The sequence below is a fragment of the Methyloversatilis sp. genome, assembly GCF_030696805.1.
Classification (GTDB): domain Bacteria; phylum Pseudomonadota; class Gammaproteobacteria; order Burkholderiales; family Rhodocyclaceae; genus Methyloversatilis.
Genome location: NZ_JAUYRO010000081.1, coordinates 1 through 17,309 on the forward strand (window position 1 = coordinate 1; position 17,309 = coordinate 17,309).

General features: G+C 64.2%; 17 protein-coding genes and 1 tRNA gene. 12 read left to right on the top strand and 6 right to left on the bottom strand.

Annotated elements, in window-relative coordinates:
- Positions 1 to 65 precede the first annotated feature (65 nt).
- Positions 66 to 139 (top strand) — tRNA-Gly (locus Q8R75_RS12955).
- A gap of 248 nt (positions 140 to 387) precedes the next feature.
- Positions 388 to 1,416, top strand: coding sequence for a DUF481 domain-containing protein (locus Q8R75_RS12960; protein ID WP_305614613.1), 1,029 nt, complete (start codon positions 388 to 390; stop codon positions 1,414 to 1,416).
- Here the strand turns inward: Q8R75_RS12960 and Q8R75_RS12965 are convergent, their stop codons facing one another.
- Positions 1,417 to 1,965, bottom strand: coding sequence for a flavin reductase family protein (locus Q8R75_RS12965; protein WP_305626051.1), 549 nt, complete (start codon positions 1,963 to 1,965; stop codon positions 1,417 to 1,419).
- Positions 1,966 to 2,118: 153 nt separating this feature from the next.
- On the opposite strand from Q8R75_RS12965, the gene mutY reads away from it, so the two are divergent.
- The 4 genes from mutY to Q8R75_RS12985 all read left to right on the top strand — a co-directional run bounded on the left by mutY (position 2,119) and on the right by Q8R75_RS12985 (position 5,212).
- Positions 2,119 to 3,237 (top strand): A/G-specific adenine glycosylase, encoded by a 1,119-nt coding sequence (mutY, locus tag Q8R75_RS12970; RefSeq protein WP_305614611.1) that lies wholly within the window; start codon positions 2,119 to 2,121, stop codon positions 3,235 to 3,237.
- Positions 3,234 to 3,488, top strand: coding sequence for a YkgJ family cysteine cluster protein (locus Q8R75_RS12975; RefSeq protein WP_305614610.1), 255 nt, complete (start codon positions 3,234 to 3,236; stop codon positions 3,486 to 3,488). Before mutY ends, Q8R75_RS12975 begins: the two co-directional genes overlap by 4 nt.
- A gap of 147 nt (positions 3,489 to 3,635) precedes the next feature.
- The gene (locus Q8R75_RS12980) at positions 3,636 to 4,469 is read left to right on the top strand and encodes a class I SAM-dependent methyltransferase (RefSeq protein WP_305614609.1); all 834 of its coding nucleotides are present in this window, start codon (positions 3,636 to 3,638) and stop codon (positions 4,467 to 4,469) included.
- A gap of 44 nt (positions 4,470 to 4,513) precedes the next feature.
- A complete protein-coding gene (locus tag Q8R75_RS12985) occupies positions 4,514 to 5,212 on the top strand; it encodes a hypothetical protein (protein ID WP_305626052.1) in 699 nt (232 codons plus the stop codon).
- Positions 5,213 to 5,237: 25 nt separating this feature from the next.
- Here the strand turns inward: Q8R75_RS12985 and Q8R75_RS12990 are convergent, their stop codons facing one another.
- A complete protein-coding gene (locus tag Q8R75_RS12990; protein WP_305614656.1) occupies positions 5,238 to 5,858 on the bottom strand; it encodes a response regulator transcription factor in 621 nt (206 codons plus the stop codon).
- 235 nt (positions 5,859 to 6,093) lie between these two features.
- On the opposite strand from Q8R75_RS12990, the gene Q8R75_RS12995 reads away from it, so the two are divergent.
- The 6 genes from Q8R75_RS12995 (at position 6,094) to Q8R75_RS13020 (ending at position 12,175) form a co-directional block, all read left to right on the top strand.
- Complete coding sequence (locus tag Q8R75_RS12995) at positions 6,094 to 6,768, top strand: response regulator transcription factor (protein WP_305614655.1); 675 nt, start codon at positions 6,094 to 6,096, stop codon at positions 6,766 to 6,768.
- Entirely contained in the window at positions 6,765 to 8,627 is a 1,863-nt protein-coding gene (locus tag Q8R75_RS13000) for a hybrid sensor histidine kinase/response regulator (protein ID WP_305614654.1), read from the top strand. The genes Q8R75_RS12995 and Q8R75_RS13000 overlap by 4 nt, the downstream gene beginning before the upstream one ends.
- A 223-nt stretch (positions 8,628 to 8,850) precedes the next feature.
- Positions 8,851 to 9,255, top strand: coding sequence for a PhaM family polyhydroxyalkanoate granule multifunctional regulatory protein (locus Q8R75_RS13005; RefSeq protein WP_305614653.1), 405 nt, complete (start codon positions 8,851 to 8,853; stop codon positions 9,253 to 9,255).
- A gap of 19 nt (positions 9,256 to 9,274) precedes the next feature.
- A complete protein-coding gene (locus Q8R75_RS13010; RefSeq protein ID WP_305614652.1) occupies positions 9,275 to 10,378 on the top strand; it encodes an FIST N-terminal domain-containing protein in 1,104 nt (367 codons plus the stop codon).
- A gap of 122 nt (positions 10,379 to 10,500) precedes the next feature.
- The gene (gene soxC / locus Q8R75_RS13015; RefSeq protein ID WP_305614651.1) at positions 10,501 to 11,661 is read left to right on the top strand and encodes a sulfite dehydrogenase; all 1,161 of its coding nucleotides are present in this window, start codon (positions 10,501 to 10,503) and stop codon (positions 11,659 to 11,661) included.
- Positions 11,636 to 12,175 (top strand): cytochrome c, encoded by a 540-nt coding sequence (locus tag Q8R75_RS13020; RefSeq protein ID WP_305614650.1) that lies wholly within the window; start codon positions 11,636 to 11,638, stop codon positions 12,173 to 12,175. The genes soxC and Q8R75_RS13020 overlap by 26 nt, the downstream gene beginning before the upstream one ends.
- Before the next feature lie 12 nt (positions 12,176 to 12,187).
- Here the strand turns inward: Q8R75_RS13020 and Q8R75_RS13025 are convergent, their stop codons facing one another.
- From Q8R75_RS13025 to Q8R75_RS13040, 4 genes are all read right to left on the bottom strand, one after another.
- Positions 12,188 to 12,469 carry a hypothetical protein gene (locus tag Q8R75_RS13025; protein ID WP_305614649.1) on the bottom strand — a complete coding sequence of 94 codons (282 nt, stop codon included), beginning with the start codon at positions 12,467 to 12,469 and terminating at the stop codon, positions 12,188 to 12,190.
- Positions 12,470 to 12,652: 183 nt separating this feature from the next.
- On the bottom strand, positions 12,653 to 14,461 hold the full coding sequence (recQ, locus tag Q8R75_RS13030) for a DNA helicase RecQ (protein WP_305614648.1): 1,809 nt from the start codon (positions 14,459 to 14,461) through the stop codon (positions 12,653 to 12,655).
- Between the two features lie 62 nt (positions 14,462 to 14,523).
- Positions 14,524 to 16,116, bottom strand: coding sequence for a DEAD/DEAH box helicase (locus Q8R75_RS13035; RefSeq protein WP_305614647.1), 1,593 nt, complete (start codon positions 16,114 to 16,116; stop codon positions 14,524 to 14,526).
- A 193-nt stretch (positions 16,117 to 16,309) separates the two neighbouring features.
- Complete coding sequence (locus Q8R75_RS13040; RefSeq protein WP_305614646.1) at positions 16,310 to 17,098, bottom strand: tRNA threonylcarbamoyladenosine dehydratase; 789 nt, start codon at positions 17,096 to 17,098, stop codon at positions 16,310 to 16,312.
- Between the last annotated feature and the right edge of the window lie 211 nt (positions 17,099 to 17,309).

Consider the following 17,309-nt stretch of genomic DNA (forward strand, 5'->3'; position numbering starts at 1 on the left):
GCGACCACGGCAGCGCACCGCGGTCGCTGGATGCGCTGCCGTTCCGGCGTACAATTCTGCGTGCCGCGGGTGTAGTTCAATGGCAGAACGGCAGCTTCCCAAGCTGCATACGTGGGTTCGATTCCCATCACCCGCTCCAGGCGCTTTCGACGCCCCCCACCACCTTCCCCTCTGTCCGCTAAGCCGCCACCCGCGGTCGTCGCGATCCTGCGCTTCCTCTTTTCCTACAGCCAGCCAAACGCTGCACCACTAGACTGGAAGCCGTTTTTTCTCCGCATTTCAGCAGACCCGGGTGTCCTCAGCGCCGGGCCTGCACGCCGGGTCCATGACCCGATCTCCAGGCCGACGAACAGTCGGTCCGCACGTCACACAATCCGGGAGATTTCCATGCGCCTGCGACGCCTGCCGCCATTGCTTGCCCTTTTTTTTCCTGCATTGATGCTGAGTTCGGCCGGCCACGCCGACGAAATCGAATTGACCAACGGTGATCGCATCACCGGTCGCATCGTGTCCAAGGCGGGCAACGAACTGGTCGTGCGCACCGACTACGCCGGCGAGTTGCGCCTGCGCTGGGACCTCGTGAAAAGCCTGCGCACCTCGGAACCCGTCACCGTGATGACTGCAGGCGGCGACCTGCTGAACAGTGCACAACTTGCTGCCAGCGGCACCGACAAGGTGGCGCTGTCGAATCCGGGTACCGAAGGCAATGTGAAGCGGGAGGACATCGCCTTCATCAATCCAACACCGGAACAATCCGGCAATGGCGTGAGCTACAGCGGCCGGGTCAATCTGTCGGCCGCACTGGTGCGTGGCAATGCCGAGAACGACCGCATCTACGGTGATGGCGCGCTGGACGCGCGCGCCAAGGGCTACGCCTGGGGACTGGGCATGAAGGTGGACCGGCGCAAGGACCGGGGTGTAAAGACGGCGCAGCAGTGGCTGCTCAACGGCAACTATGACCACTTCGTCAATGAACGTCAGTTCATCTACGCGCGAACCTCGTTCGAGCAGGACAAGATCAAGGACATCCAGCTGCGCACCACGGTCGGTGGCGGCTACGGCTGGCAGATCTTCGAGGACGAGCAGACAAGGCTTTCGCTGCGCACCGGTCTCGATTACGTCAATGTGGACCGCATCGTCAGCCAGGACGACGACTATCCGGCGCTGGGCTGGGGCGTGCGCGCAGCACACTGGGTATTCGACCGGCGCGCCGAACTGTTCCACGACCAGGACGGCTTCTGGAGCGTCGCCGATACCCAGCAGCTGACCATCCGCTCGAAAACCGGCGTGCGTCTGCCGATTGCGGCCGGCATGACCGCGTCGGCCCAACTCAATGCCGATTGGGAGCGCACGCCGGCCCCCGGCCGCAAGGCCGTCGATTCGACCTTGCTGCTCGGGCTGGGCTACGCATGGTGATCAGGGCTTGTCTTCCGGCTTGTCGATACCGCGATAGCCACCGCCGAAATACAGCAGCGGATCACCGGCACTGCGCTCGAAGCGTTCCACCCGGCCGACGAAAATGAGGTGGTCGCCACCGGCGTACTGGATGTCGTTGCGGCATTCGAAACGCGCGAGACACCCTTCCAGCAACGGGGCGCTCCCGAGTCCCTGACCCGTGGCAAGCCCGGCGAAGCGCTGTTCTCGACTGCCGGCGAAACGGCTCGACAGCGCCTGCTGCTGCGCACCCAGCACATGGATGGCGTAATGCGAGCAGGCGCGGAAGGCCTCTTCACTTGGCGAGCCACACATCAGGCTCCATAGCACCAGCGGGGGTTCCAGCGACACGGAATTGAAGGAGTTCACCGTCAGACCGACCGGATCGCCGTTGGGCGCACGGGTGGTGACGATGGTGATGCCGGTGGCGAACAGCCCCAGCGCGTCGCGGAAGGCGCGGCTGTCGCGCGTGGGGTTGTTCATCGCGGTGCGGAGGACGGCGCGGTCGCGTCCGGGCGGCTGATCGGGCATGGCACTGCCTGCGCGGCGGTGCGCGCGGGTCGGACGGACGGGTAGGTCATCAGACGGACTAACATTTGTGAGCACGGATTATCGCTGCTTTTGCGCAGCCGGCCAGCGCCGGACGCCTACAATCCGCTGCCGAATCACGCCTCGCGACACGACATGGCGACACAAACCGACGAATCCCCCCACACGCAGGCCGACACTTTCGCTCCGACGCTGGTGCGCTGGCAGCGTCTGCACGGCCGCCACGACCTGCCCTGGCAGCACGGCGATGCGTACGGGGTATGGGTGTCGGAAATCATGCTGCAGCAAACCCAGGTGCAGACTGTGATCGGCTATTACGCCCGCTTCATGGCTCGCTTCCCGACGCTGGCAGCCCTCGCGGCCGCTGAAGAAGGCAGCGTCATGGAATCATGGAGCGGCTTGGGCTACTACGCGCGCGCGCGTAACCTGCACCGCGCTGCGCGCGAGATCATCCAGCGCTTCGAGGGGCGCTTCCCGGCGGCGATCGATGACATCGCCAGCCTGCCCGGCGTCGGCCGCTCGACCGCGGCCGCCATCGCCACCTTCTGCTTCGGCGCGCACGAACCGATACTCGACGGCAACGTGAAGCGGGTGTTCGCCCGCGTGTTCGGCATCGAAGGCTTTCCGGGCACGCGCGCGGTCGAACAGCAGATGTGGGCGCAGGCGCGCGAACTGATGCCGGCGAGCGACGGTGTGGCCTACACGCAAGCCTTGATGGATCTGGGCGCCACCGTGTGCACGCGCGGCCGCCCACGCTGCAGCGACTGCCCGCTGCGCGAGCGCTGCGTGGCTCGTCGGGACGGCCGCCAGCGCGAATTCCCGGCGCCGCGGCCGGCGAAGGTACGACCGCAGCGGCTGCGTTTTGCGCTGTTGATCGAATGCGCGGGCCGCGTGCTGCTGGAACGCCGCCCGGGCCAGGGCATCTGGGGCGGCCTGCTGAGCCTGCCGGAACTGGCAGCGCAAAACCTGACCGACGCAGAGACTGAAGCCAGCCGTTGGCTGGCGAACCACGGTCTGCCGGACCACGTGGTCGAGGTGATGGCACCGGTCATTCACGGCTTCACCCATTTCGAATTGCATCTGGTGCCGCTGCATATAACCGTTGTAGGCAGCGCAGCGCCTTTGCTGGCAGGTGAAGCCCCGCTGCACTGGCAGCCGCTGGACGACGCCACGGAGGCGGCGCTGCCGGCGCCGGTGCGCAAGCTGCTTGCGCAGCACGACGCCGACCGACGCACGCCGCGCCCGTTGCCATGAAGTGCCGCGACGGCTGCGGCGCCTGCTGCATCGCGCCCTCCATTTCCAGTCCGATTCCGGGCATGCCGCACGGCAAGCCAGCCGGTGTGCGCTGCATCCAGCTTGACGAACACGAGCGCTGCCGCATTTTCGGCTTGCCCGAGCGCCCGGCCTGCTGCGGCGGCCTGCAACCTTCGGCCGACATGTGCGGCGACGGAGCCGCCCATGCACTGGTGTGGCTGGCAGCGTTGCAGCGCGCAACCGACAGCTGAATATCTTGCCGGGTGCGCTGGCCGACTGCCGACGCGGGGCCCTCGGGAGAAACCCGGGAATGCGGCAAATTGGACTCGCTTTTCGGGGTCTGTGACCGGCATCACACGGAGTACCGTTGTCGCATTGCGTTCCGTGGGCCATCCGCCATGCACCTGTTCCGCGCCCTCACCGTGCAGTTCATTGCGTGGGCCGTTGCCGTGTTTGCCTTGCTGTACACGGTGTCGCCGCCCGCCGGCCTGACGGCGGTCGTCATCATGCAGGGCGGCATCGCCGCCGCGCTTGCGCTGGCCATGGGCGCGCCGCGGTGGTGGGTCATCATCCACCTGCTTTTTTCACCGCTGGTGGTCGGAGCGCGCGCGCTCGGCATTGCGCCCGCGTGGTATCTGTTCGCCTTCCTCGCACTGTCGGCCATCTTCTGGTCGACCTTCCGGACGCGCGTACCGCTGTTTCTGACCAATCAGGCGACCGCACGCGCGCTGCTCCTGACGCTGCCGCAGGACAGGCCGGTCCATCTGGTCGATCTGGGCTGCGGTACCGGCAGTCTGTTGCGCCGGCTGGCCATGTCGCGCCCGGACTGCCGCTTCACCGGCATCGAGAACGCACCGCTGCCCTGGCTGATCGCTCACCTGCGCAACCGCCACCTGCCGAACGTGACGATACGCCGCGATGATCTGTGGTCGGCCCACCTTGGTCACTTCGACGTGGTGTATGCCTTCCTGTCACCGGTGCCGATGCCGAAGCTGGGGCGCAAGGCAGCGCTGGAAATGCGCCCCGGTGCGCTGCTGATCGCCAACAGCTTCGAAATACCGGGGCTGAGCGCGGACCGCGTGGTCGAGGGCGAGCCCGGTGCACGCGAGCTGTATGTGTATAGCTTTGCTTGCCGACGCAGCAAGAACGAACCAGCCGCAAGCGGCGCGAATGCGGAATTGGCGCCGGTTCCGGCCGCAGTTCCGGGCGATGCGGGCGGGCTTGTCGCGTAACAATCACTCATCGAATTGCACTGGATGCGACGGGGACCATCAATATGGCTGAAATCATCTGTGTCATCGGCAACAAGGGCGGCACCGGCAAGACCACGCTGTCGCACATGCTCTGTCAGGGCCTGGGGCTGCTTAACCAGCGTTCGGTGTGTGTGTTGACCGACATCGGGCGCGAACCGCTGGATCCGGAAGGCCGCCGCTACCTGACCGCCGATGCGCGGTCACGCGATGCGCTGGCCAAGGTGGTTGAGAAGATCCGCGGCCTGAACAAGTGGATCGGCGTCATCGATGGCGGTGCCAACCGCAGTGACATGGATCGCCATCTGTACAGCCTGGCCCATCTCGTTCTGTTGCCGTTCCGCGATTCGCACGAGGACATGCGCACGGTGCAGCAGGACCTGGAAGCCTTCCCGCGCGCGCTGGCGCTGCCGATGCAGTGGCCGACCAACAGCTGGGCGCGCGAAGCAGCCGATCGCACGGTCGAAGCCCAGCTGGGCGCCTACCGCAACCGCATTCTTGAGCCGGTGTTCGCGATTTCGTCGTCGAAGCAATTGCTGCAGAAGCGTATTCCGGACACCCTTCCGTCACCGCTGGCCAATGCCTGCCGACGGGTTGCCGCACCGGTACTCGACATCCTGCGCATCGAGCACGAAGAGGTGGATATCGACGCCGAAGACACGATGGAAGAGCACCCCCAGGTGCAGTCGCGACGCGAAGTGGACGCCGCGATCGGCGCTCACTGACCGATCGGGTGATGCCGGCCGCCGGTCAGTGCGAGCGCCTTCGGGTTTGCTCGCGTGCCAGTGCAATCAGAAGCTGGGAACGCGACCCGACTTTGTAAGCACTCAGGATGCGGCTGACGTGCACCTTGACCGTGCCTTCGGCCAAACCAAGCGATTCGGCGATTTCACGATTGCTGCATCCCTCGGCCAACAGTAGCAGCACTCGCTGCTGCGCACGCGTCAGGCCGTTGGTCGCTGGCGCATCGACGACCTTCGTCCGCGCGGGCGGCGTGTAGAGATTGCCATCGAGCACTTCGCGCACTGCCGCAACCAGTTGCGCGCCCGAATCGCCTTTCGACACGAAACCCGATGCTCCCTGACGCATCGCGCGGGAAACAGTCGGTCTATCGCACAGTGCCGACACCACCAGCACCGGTAGCGAAGGATCGCGCTCGCGCAGCGTCGCGAGCAGGGAAAAGCCATTCATGCCCGGCATGATCAGGTCGGTGATCACCAGATCGATGTCGTCGCGTTCGTCGATCAGCGTGAGCGCATGAGCCGCGCCCGTTGCCTCGATGACACTGAGGGCGCCACCAAGCCGGGAAAGCGTCTGCGCCAGCCCCTCGCGCACCAGCGCGTGATCGTCAATGACCAGTATGCAACTCAAACGAACCTCCTTTACCCGGCTGACCGCAGTGTGACCGCGCTGGCTCACATGATGCGAGCCCACGAAGCATTACGGATGTGCAGCGTGTCGATTCTAATCGCGCACAAACCCTGCCTGGTTCATCCATAAAGACTACGTCTAAAGTTATATATTTCATCGCGGCATCGTGTCGTTTCCGCCATCATGACTGCCTGTGAAAAGGTAAGCTGGCAGCCGACATCCCTGCGCAAGCACCATGAAGATACTGATCGTTGATGACCATCCGTTGATCCGCGAGGCACTGCGCCACGTGTTGCCCGGCCTCGCCGCCGACATCCGGCTGTATGACGCATCGGATCTGGAGAGCGGACTGGCGCTGGCCGATCAGCATCCGGATCTAGACCTTGCGCTGCTCGATCTGACGCTACCGGGCTGCAGCGGCATGAGTGCGTTGCGCACGTTCCGCTCGGCGCAGCCTGCACTGCCCATCGTTGTGCTGTCCGGCTTCGACGACACGGACACCGTCATCTCGTCACTCGACGAAGGCGCCATGGGTTTCATCCCGAAGTCGAGCAGCAATGAAGTGCTGCTGGGCGCACTGCGCCTGGTGCTGTCGGGTGGTGTGTATGTACCGCGCCAGGCGATCGCTGGCGAATACGGTCTCGGCGCACCGCGCCGCGATGACGCCCCGCGCAAGCCGCAGACCGCATCGGACATCGGCTTGACCGAACGTCAGTCCGAGGTGCTGACGCTGATGGTTCAGGGTATGCCGAACAAGGAAATCTGCCGCGAACTGAATCTGGCCGAGGGCACGGTAAAGGTACACATTACTGCAATCCTGAAGGCGCTGGGCGCCACCAATCGTACCCAGGCAGTTGTCGCGGCGAGCCGCATTGGCCTCAAGCTCGGACCGTCGGGCGGCACGCAATGACGGTGCAGCCGGGCACTCCAGTGCCCGAAAAGACGACGATCGAATCGCTGACCCGCGAACGCGGCGATGCGGCGGCCCTGCTCGATGCGCATGAACAGTCACTGCTCGACAAACAGGTGCGCGCCACCCAGATCGACATGCTGTATGCGAACCTGCGCACTGCCTTCGGCGGCCAGATGCTCGGCTCGGCGCTGGTGGCGGTCACCATGTACACCGCCTTCCCGCTGATGACGGTCGCGCTCTGGTTTGCCGCGTCGGTGGCCAACCAGATTTCGCGTCTCGTGCTGCTGCGGATGTATAACCGCGCCGCCCCGAACGCTGACGAGGCCCCGCGCTGGGGCAACTACTGGATGGTCGGCGCAGTGGTTTCGGGTGTGCTGTGGAGTTCCACGCTGTGGCTGTTCTTCAGTCCGGATGCGCCACAACAGCAGATCGTGCTCATGTCGCTGCTGGTGTCGGTGTGCGGCGTGGCCGTCGCCATCACCTCGATGCATCTGCCGAGCTACTACGCCTTCCTGTTCACGACGCTGCTGCCGGTGATTGCCCGCTATATCTGGGAAGGCGGTCGTTACGACCTGCTGATCGCATTCATCGTGACCGTCCTGATGGTCGCGTTGTGGAAAGTGGGCCGCAATTTCAATGCACTGATCGAACGCGCGCTGCGCAGCCGCTATGCCAATGAGGTGCTGAGCAAGCGGCTGGAGGCACAGAACGTCGAACTTTCGCAGGCACGCGACCGTGCCGATCAGGCCAGCCGTGCGAAAAGCCAGTTCTTCGCTGCGGCCAGCCATGACCTGCGCCAGCCGCTGCATGCGATGGGTCTTTTTGCGGCAGCCCTGTCGGCCAAGGCACGCGAGCCCGACGTCGCCAATCTGGTGACCAGCATCAGCAGTTCGGTCGAGGCGCTGGAAGGCCTGTTCAACGAGTTGCTCGACATTTCGAAGATCGACTCCGGCAAGGTGAAGCCGGAAATTACCGACGTGTCGGTCACCGCGCTGTTTGACCGTCTGCGCATGGACTTCGAGCCGGAAGCGTTTGATCGCGGCCTGTCGTTCCGCATGCCGTCACGCAGCGCATGGGTACGCAGCGACCCGGTGCTGCTCGAACGCATCCTGCGAAACCTTATCTCCAATGCCATGCGCTACACGCGCACTGGTGGCGTGCTGGTCAGCACCCGGCTGCGCAAGGGCACACTTCGATTCGAAGTGTGGGATACCGGCATGGGCATTGCACCGGACGATCAGGCGCGCATCTTCGAAGAGTTCGTGCAGCTGGCGAATGCAGAGCGCGACCGTCGCAAGGGGCTCGGCCTCGGCTTGTCCATCGTGCAGCGACTGGCAGCGCTGCTCGGTCATCCGGTCAGCCTGTCATCACGACCTGGTCGCGGAACGGTGTTCCGGGTTGATGTTCCGATGGGCCGTGCGCCAGTCGTGCGTGTCACAGCGGCCCGTGTCGAACGCAGCCAGGCTGATCTCGGCGGGCGCTGCATTCTGGTTATCGACGACGAGGCGAGCATCGTCGATGGCATGAGCGCGCTGCTCGGCAGCTGGGGTGCGGAAGCGTTGATTGCCGGCACCGCGGCCGAGGCAATGGCGCAGGTCACCGCACGTGACGCACCGCCCGATCTGATCATCGCCGACTATCAGCTGCGCGACGGGGAAATCGGGCCGGAAGTGGTGACCGCCGTGCGCAGACACTTCGGCATCGAGATTCCGGCCATTCTTGTGACCGGCAGTGCAACGCCGGAACGACTGGAGGAAGCGCGCGATCTCGGCCACCACCTGCTGCTCAAGCCGGTCATGCCGGCCAAGCTCCGCACGCTGATCCAGTTCAAACTGAAGGAGGCATTGAAAGCCTGAACAGCAGCAGTTCTAGACCAAAAGGACGATTGCTGCCCAACATCCCATTTAACAGAATGAAGGCGTTGTGCACGTTGTGTCCCTTGACGCGGTCTGCAAAGGCCGCGTTTTCTTTTGTGCGTCGGCTTTGCGTGTAGCGCCTGAACCATCCGGGGACGGGAAGCACGCTCACCCGGCGCGCCGCTGCTATGCTTTGTCGACATTCTGCGACAGAGGTGATGACATGGCTGGCGATCCTTCCCAGTACGATCCGATGGAATTTCTCCGCTCGGTATGGGGGCAGATGCCCTTTCCGGTACCCGGTTTCGTGACGCCTACGCTCGACGTCGGCGAACTCGACAAGCGGATAGCCGATCTCAAGGCAGTGGAAGGCTGGCTGCGCATGAACATGAGCATGCTGCAGACCAGCATCCAGGGGCTGGAAGTGCAGCGCGCCACACTGGCCACGATGCAGGCGATGGCGGCACAGGCCGGCGGCTCCGCACCGCCTTCGGCTGCCGCTGCAGCAAACCCGATGCAGGCCTTCGGCAATGCGGCCATGTGGCCGTGGTCGGTGATGCAGAACAGTGCGCCCACCTCGCCTGCCGCGGCACCGGTCGTCAGCCCCGCTCCACCCAGCGATGGATAACAGCCGCAGGAACTAGTCCGTGAATACCTTTGCAGCGAGCACCGCCTTTCACGAAGACTGGCCGGTTGCGATGGACCGGGCCCTCGGCGCGCTGGACATTCCCGGCGGCGCCAATCTCGGTTTCGTTTATTTCACCGACCAATACGGCAGCGACGTCCAGGCCATGATCGACCGGCTGACGCTGCTGACCGGCATCCCCAACTGGGTCGGCACCTGTTCGCTCGGCGTGATCGGCCGAAGCAGCGCCGCACAGAACCATCCCGGTCTGGCGCTGCTGGTTGCCTGCCTGCCCGAGGGCAGCTTCCAGGTCTTTTCCGGACGCGATCGCCTGCCCAACATGCTGGGCACGGATGCGGGGCGCGAGCAGCCATACTTTGCGGTCGTACACGCCGACCCGTCGACGCCGGACATGAGCGACCTCATCACCGACATGGCAACCAAGGTGTCGAGCGGTTTCATTACCGGCGGTCTGGCGCTGTCGCGCGGCCAGGCGCCGATGATCGCCAATGGCGCGCTGTATGGCGGCATCAGCGGCGTCGCCTTCAACGAGCAGGTGAGCATCACGACCCGGCTGACCCAGGGCTGCTGCGCCGTCGGCCAGGCGCGCATCGTCACCGCCTGCGACCAGAACGTGGTGACCGAGATCGACGGTCGGCCGGCGCTCGATGCCTTTCTCGAAGCCGCCGGCACCTCGCTCGGTCAGGACCTGCGCCGTGCTGCGCGATACATCCTTCCCGGACTGGGAATTCCGGGGCGCAACGACGCGGAGTTCCGGGTACGCAATGTGATTGCGCTCGACCCGGCGAGCGGCGTGTTCGCCATCAACGACGGCGTCGAGGTCGGGCAGCGCATCCGCTTCTACCGGCGCGACGGCGACTGCGCACGCGCCGACATGATGCGCATGCTGCACGAACTGCGCGACTCGCTCGATGCACCGCCGAAAGCGGCGTTGTATGTGTCGTGCGCGGCGCGTGGCGAGCACATGTTCGGCAACGACAATGCCGAACCAGACATGCTGGAAGCCGTGTTTCCAGGTCTGCCAGTCGCCGGTTTCTTCGCCGGCGGCGAAATTTCGCACGATCAGTTGTACGGCTACACTGGCGTGCTGACCCTGTTTCTGTAGCGGACGCGATGACACGACGTACGAACAGCAGCCCCGACACAGCGCCCGTTGATGCAGGCGGGGGCGCGCTTGACCGGCGCCGTTTTCTGAAGCGGGGCGCCGCTCTGGCAGGTGCCACGACAGTGACCGGCCCACGGGCGGCACAGACCGGCGGTGATCTGCCCTGGCTACATGTGCCAGGTCAGCCCTTTTCTGCCTACGGACAGCCTTCGCAGCACGAGCGCTACACCGCACGGCGGATCGGCGCCAACCGCGCGGTTGCCGGAAACGGCGTGTCGTTCACACCGCTGGAAGACCTCGAAGGCACGATCACACCGAACGGCCTGCATTTCGAGCGCCACCACAACGGCGTGCCCCAGATCGATCCGGCCCGGCACCGCCTGATCGTGCATGGCCGGGTGCGCCAACCGCTGAGCTTCGATATGAAATCGCTGCTGCGCTATCCGATGCGCTCTCAGTTGCTGTTCATCGAATGCGGCGGCAACAGCAACGCAGGCTGGCACACCGAACCGATACAGCGCCCGGCCGGATCGGTGCATGGCCTGGTGTCGTGCGCCGAATGGACCGGTGTGCCGCTGTCCATCCTGCTCGACGAGGCCGGGGTGGATCCGGAAGCCTCGTGGGTGATCGCCGAAGGGGCGGATGCCGGGGCGATGAACATGAGCATTCCGCTCGGCAAGATGCTCGACGACTGCCTGATCGGGCTGTACCAGAACGGCGAACGGCTGCGCCCGGAAAATGGTTATCCGATGCGGCTCATCGTGCCCGGCTGGGAAGGCGTACTGCACGTGAAGTGGCTGCAGCGGCTTGAAGTTGCCGACCGACCGGTGATGTCGCGCAACGAAACGTCGAAATACACCGAACTGCTGCCTTCGGGCAAGGCGCGCCAGTTCACCTTCACGATGGGCTGCAAGTCTTTGATCACTTCGCCGTCGCATGGCCAGACATTGCGCCAGCCGGACGTGTATCAGATCAGCGGTCTGGCCTGGAGCGGTCACGGGCGCATCGCGCGGGTCGAGGTGTCGGCCGACAACGGTCGCCACTGGACCGACGCGGCGCTGCAGTCACCGGCACTGCCGCATTGCTTCACGCGCTTTCGCCTGCCGTGGCGTTGGGACGGCAAACCGGCGGTGCTGAAAAGCCGAGCGACCGATGAAGCCGGCAACGTACAGCCGGAGCGCGCTGCGCTGATCGCGGAACGCGGTCGGGCCGGCTATTTCCATTACCACGCGATCGTGGCTTGGGCGATTGAGGACGATGGACTGGTTTCGCATACTTATTAAAAGCGCAGCGCTGACCGCGTTGCTGACCGGCTGTGCCACGCCGTTGCCCCCGCTCATCGAGGCGCCGAAGCTGGGCATGCCGGTCGCTGCCGACACGCTCACTGCACAGATGCTCAACGTGTTTCCGGACGGTCGCGGCCTGCCGTCCGGGCAAGGATCCGTTGCAGAAGGCGCGCGCCTGTTTGCGCGACATTGCGCCGGCTGCCACGGCAAGGACGGGCGCGGCGGCACGGCAGAGGAACTGACGGGTGCGAGCCGGCCGCTCGACCATTCGGCAGCCGACAAGACGATTGGCAGCTACTGGCCGTATGCCACCACATTGTTTGATTTCATCCGCCGCGCCAAGCCGATGGGTGCACCGGGTACGTTGAGTGCCGACGAGGTGTATGCGCTGAGTGCATGGCTGCTTCACGCCAATGGCCTCATCACCGCCGACACGATGTTGGATGCCGCGCGGCTGGCTGCGTTACGCATGCCCAACCGGGACGGCTTCCTCTGGATTGAAGCGCCCTGAGTCGCCTGTGCGTCAGCGCAGCCCGACCCGCAGTGCAAGCGCGCCGATCATGACGGCCGCAAAGGCGAGTCCAAGGCCGGATTCGGAAGACTGATCGAGCAAGCCGGCAAGCGGGTAGCTCTGTCGGGCGTTCTGCATCGACGACGCCCGGACTTCGTTGCAAGCAGAGCCTGTCACAGTACCGTTTGTGTCGGCGCACGCAGCATGCGCGTCGTGTGCCTCGACGGGCAGCACAACGAGCAGGGTCGAACACAGGGCAATTCGAGGGAGAAGAGATCGAATGTTGCAATGCATGATGCACTCCTTCGTTGATAACGATATCCATCGAAGGGAATGCAACATCGGGGCCACCAATTCGAGATCGATTAAGTATTTGTTTTAAATAAAACTAAAATCTAAGACCATCCCTGACTCGCACCGGCTTGGCGCAGCCAGACACGATCGCACTAATGCAGTGCAGCAATTTGAGAGCAACGATCACCCGGCGAACTCGGAGATCAATCTGACCAAGGTTTCGCCGTATCGCTCGATCTTTCGGCTGCCGAAGCCAGCGATGTCGGCGAGCTCGTCGCAGTCTGCCGGCCGGTTGCGCGCCAGTTCGATCAGCGTGCTGTCGTGCAGGACGACGTAGGCCGGGACCGACTGGGTACGCGCCTCGTCGAGGCGCCAGGCTTTCAAGGCGCTGAGCAGGTCGGCATCGACGCCTTCCGTAGAGATCGGAGCGGCCGCCCGACTGCGCCGTGCGCCGGATTCCTTCATGCGCTCGACGATGCGCCGCATCATCACCGTCCGTTCGCCGCGCAGCACCGGGCGGGCGGCGTCGGTGAGCACCAGGGCGCCAAAGGATTCCTGATCCACGCGCGCAAACCCGAGGGCCACCAGCTGACGGAACACGCTGCGCCACAGGTTTTCGTCTTCCGCCTTGCCGATCCCGTGCACCGTCAGCTTGTCGTGACTCCACTGGCGGATGCGCTCGGTGTCCTTGCCGCGCAGCACATCGATCAGGTGGGTGGCGCCGAAACGGTTGCCGGTGCGGTAAATGGTGGACAGCGCCTTTTGCGACGCCACCGTGGCGTCCCAGGTTTCCGGCGGGTTCAGGCAGTTGTCGCAGTTGCCGCACGGAGTGCCCTGCTCACCGAAATAGGCCAGCAGATGCACACGCCGGCAGTGCGCGGTTTCGCACAGGCCGAGCAATGCATCCAGCTTGCTGCTGGAAATACGCCGGAAAGCTTCATTGCCTTCCGACTGATCGATGAATCGACGCTGCTGCACGACATCGGCCAGACCGTAAGCCATCCAGGCGTCTGCCGCCGTGCCGTCGCGACCGGCGCGACCAGTTTCCTGGTAGTACCCTTCGATCGAACGCGGCAGGTCGAGATGGGCGACGAAGCGCACGTCCGGCTTGTCGATACCCATGCCGAAGGCGATTGTAGCGACGACCACGATACCGTCCTCGCGCTGAAAGCGTGCCTGATTGACAGCACGCGCCCGCGTGTCCATGCCGGCATGGTAGGGCAGCGCCTTAACCCCCTGCGCAACCAGCCACTCGGCGGTTTCGTCCACCTTCTTGCGAGACAGGCAGTAAACGATACCGGCGTCGTCCGGATGTTCGGTGCGGATGAAGCGCAGCAGCTGCTTGCGTGCGTCGTCCTTGTCCACGATGGTGTAGCGGATGTTCGGACGGTCGAAGCTGGACACGAAGACACGCGAATCCTGCAACGCAAGCCGTTCGATGATTTCCGCGCGGGTCGCCGGGTCCGCGGTTGCCGTCAGCGCAATGCGCGGCACGTCGGGGAAGCGCTCGTGCAGCACCGACAGTTGCAGATACTCGGGGCGAAAGTCGTGCCCCCACTGAGCCACGCAGTGGGCTTCGTCGATGGCGAACAATGCCGGTCGGATATGGCTCAGCAGATCGAGGCAGCGCGGCGTGTTCAGCCGTTCGGGTGCGACGTACAGCAGGTCGAGCGACCCATCGAGCAGGCGTCGCTCGACGTCGCGTACCTGATCGAGATCGAGCGTGGAATTGAGGAAGGCGGCGCGTACGCCGAGCAGCGTCAGCGCCGCCACCTGATCCTGCATCAGCGCGATCAGCGGCGACACCACCACCGCCGTTCCTGGTCGGAGCATCGCCGGCACCTGATAGCACAGCGACTTGCCGCCACCGGTGGGCATCAGCACCAGCGCGTCACCGCCACTGGCGACATGTTCGACGATGTCGCCCTGGGCACCCCGGAAACCAGGATGACCGAACACGTCCTTCAGGACGCGCAGCGCGCTTTCACGCATCCCGTTGCGCCCGGTTACCGTCGGCTCGCAGACCCTGCATTACCATCGCCCGAACGCGAGTTTCAGCGCGAACCCGAGCGGTTGCGCGGCGAAAAGAGCGCCGGCGCCTGCGGACGGCGCGCATCGCCTCGACGGGCATCGCCCGCACGCGGCATCACATTGCCATTCACCTCGCGCGGCGCGGCCGCCGCTGGCTGGATGCGGTTGCCGCGGTTGTCATCGTCGTCGTCGTGCGTTCGCGCCGGTGCGCGGTTGCCGCCACCGCTGTTGCCCGACCCGGACGTACGACCCGCGGTATTGCCGTTGCGTGGTGCGCCGCCGCCCGGGCCGCGACCGGCTCCACGCGGTGCTGGTGCGCCGCCTGCAGCCTTGGGCTGTGCAGCACGTGCCGGTCGATCACCGCTGGCGCGCGGCGCATTGCCTGCGGCGGGTTTGCGACGCGGCGCGTCGGTGTTGCGCGCACCGCGGCCCGGCGGACGAGGGCCGCGATCCGGCTCCTCGACCACGACGCCGGGCACGAAGCCTTCAGCGGTCGCTTTGGGGATGGCCTGACGGGTAACCTTTTCGATCGCGCTCAACAGCTTGACCTCTTCACGATCCACCAAAGAAACGGCGGATCCGCTGGCGCCGGCACGGCCGGTACGGCCGATGCGGTGAACATAATCCTCCGGTACGCTGGGCAGTTCGAAATTTACGACGTGCGGCAATTGGTCAATGTCCAGCCCGCGCGCGGCGATGTCGGTCGCGACAAGCACGCGCAGCGAATTGCTCTTGAAATCGGCCAGCGCGCGAGTGCGTGCGTTCTGGCTCTTGTTGCCGTGGATGGCCAGCGCGCTGATGCCCTGCTTGTCGAGCTGTTCGGCCAGCCGGTTGGCGCCATGCTTGGTGCGCGTAAACACCAGCACCTGTGTCCATTCGCCCGCATTGATCAAATGCGCAAGCAGATGGCGCTTCTGCTTCTGCTCGACCATGTAGACGCTCTGATCCACGCGCTCGGCGGTCGTGTTGCGTGGCGCGACTTCAACCTCAGCGGCATTGTTCAACAAGCCATGCGCAAGCTCGCGGATTTCCGGCGAGAAGGTGGCTGAGAAAAGCAATGTCTGGCGGGTCTTCGGCAATGCGGCGATGACCTTCCGGATATCACGGATGAAACCCATGTCCAGCATGCGATCGGCTTCATCGAGTACGAAGATTTCGACACCGGACAGATCGAGCGTCTTTTCACCGAGGTGATCAAGCAGACGGCCAGGAGTGGCGACGAGAATGTCGACGCGCTGCTTCAGCCCCTGCAGTTGCGGGTTCATGCCAACGCCACCGAAGATGACCATCGAGCGCATGCCGGCGTGCACGCCGTAGGTGCGTACCGATTCTTCGACCTGCGCAGCCAGTTCCCGTGTCGGTGTAAGCACAAGGACACGCGGACGGCCGGGCGGAATCTTCACCGGGCGGTTGATCAGCGTGTGCAGGATAGGCAGCGTGAACCCTGCAGTCTTGCCGGTACCCGTCTGCGCGGCGGCCAGAAGGTCGCGCCCCGCCATGACAAGCGGAATGGCCTTTTGTTGAATGGGGGTGGGTTGCGTGTAGCCCTCTTCCGAAATGGCGCGCAACAACGGTTCAGCCAGGCCCAGCCCGGCGAAATCGACTTCAGTGTTCAAACAGATCTCCAGCGACGGCCCGTCGCTCAAGCTGAGTGACACCAATACAGGCAGACAAATGAGTGACTTCCAGTAGGGAGGCGGGTGCCTCCTGTCGTCAGTGTGACGACGGAAGGTGCCTATTGGTTAGGCACACACGGAGTGTACAGGGCTTCGGGGTAGAAGTCTTGCATTGCTGCACACAGCGAGCATTTCATGCGGCGGGTCGGTGAGCGAGAAGATGCTCGATCGTTGCCGCGGCAAGCGCGAAGCCGAACCCTCCGGTCACGCATACGCTGGAGCCATACCCGGCACAGCTCAGTCCTTGCGGCGCGCTCCCGGTATTGCAGTTTTGCGCGTTCGGGCGGCGCATCGGCTCAGACGAGAACACCACGTCGATGCCGAATGGCACCTTGTCGAGCAAGTTTATCTGCCCGCTCTTGCGCAGCAGCTGGCGTACGCGTGCCAGTAACGCATCGCCGTGTGCGGCCCCGAGATCGGCGCACCGGATGCGCGTCGGATCAATTCGACCGCCCGCGGCACCCGCCATGAACAGCCGGATACGCATCGCGAGGCAGTGCAGCGCCATGGCAACCTTGGCCGACACCTGATCGGTGCAGTCAATGACTGCATCGTACGGCACCCGAAGTATCTCCGCGACATTGTCCGGCGACACAAAATCCTCGATTGACGTTACAACACAAGCTGGATTTATGGCGGCGATGCGTTGCGCCATTGCTTCAGTCTTGGCCATTCCAAGGGTAGGAACGAGCGCCTGTATCTGGCGGTTGATGTTCGATTCGGCAACGTGATCGAGATCTGCAAGTGCGATACGGCCGACGCCGTTTCGTGCCAACGCTTCGGCTGCCCATGAACCGACGCCGCCGATGCCAACGACGAGTATGGCGGCGCGCTCGAGCGCGCTGTGCGCCCCGGGTCCGTATAGCCGGTCGACACCGGAGAAGGCGCGAGGCGTTTCCTGCTCGGCTTGATTCAAATTCATCCGAACGCAATCATGAGGGCGTCTAGTTTAAAGATTTACAGCGAGAAGTTGATTTGGCGGAGGCTGAGTTCAATGCTTCAAACACGAACGCCCGATCACGTTGTTTTGTGATCGGGCGTTATGTGTTGATGCGTAGGGTAGCCTGGCACTGACCTACTTTCGCGAGCGTAGTACTCACTATCATTGGCGCGGCTGCGTTTCACGGTCCTGT

Coding starts and splice junctions, on each gene's coding strand:
- recQ (WP_305614648.1), bottom strand. CDS start 14,461: ATGCGTGAAAGCGCGCTGCGCGTCCTGAAGGACGTGTTCGGTCATCCT.
- Q8R75_RS12980 (WP_305614609.1), top strand. CDS start 3,636: ATGCACCTGTTCCGCGCCCTCACCGTGCAGTTCATTGCGTGGGCCGTT.
- Q8R75_RS13000 (WP_305614654.1), top strand. CDS start 6,765: ATGACGGTGCAGCCGGGCACTCCAGTGCCCGAAAAGACGACGATCGAA.
- Q8R75_RS13025 (WP_305614649.1), bottom strand. CDS start 12,469: ATGCATTGCAACATTCGATCTCTTCTCCCTCGAATTGCCCTGTGTTCG.
- Q8R75_RS12975 (WP_305614610.1), top strand. CDS start 3,234: ATGAAGTGCCGCGACGGCTGCGGCGCCTGCTGCATCGCGCCCTCCATT.
- Q8R75_RS12960 (WP_305614613.1), top strand. CDS start 388: ATGCGCCTGCGACGCCTGCCGCCATTGCTTGCCCTTTTTTTTCCTGCA.
- Q8R75_RS12985 (WP_305626052.1), top strand. CDS start 4,514: ATGGCTGAAATCATCTGTGTCATCGGCAACAAGGGCGGCACCGGCAAG.
- Q8R75_RS13005 (WP_305614653.1), top strand. CDS start 8,851: ATGGCTGGCGATCCTTCCCAGTACGATCCGATGGAATTTCTCCGCTCG.
- Q8R75_RS12995 (WP_305614655.1), top strand. CDS start 6,094: ATGAAGATACTGATCGTTGATGACCATCCGTTGATCCGCGAGGCACTG.
- mutY (WP_305614611.1), top strand. CDS start 2,119: ATGGCGACACAAACCGACGAATCCCCCCACACGCAGGCCGACACTTTC.
- Q8R75_RS12965 (WP_305626051.1), bottom strand. CDS start 1,965: ATGCCCGATCAGCCGCCCGGACGCGACCGCGCCGTCCTCCGCACCGCG.
- Q8R75_RS13020 (WP_305614650.1), top strand. CDS start 11,636: ATGGACTGGTTTCGCATACTTATTAAAAGCGCAGCGCTGACCGCGTTG.
- Q8R75_RS13040 (WP_305614646.1), bottom strand. CDS start 17,098: ATGAATTTGAATCAAGCCGAGCAGGAAACGCCTCGCGCCTTCTCCGGT.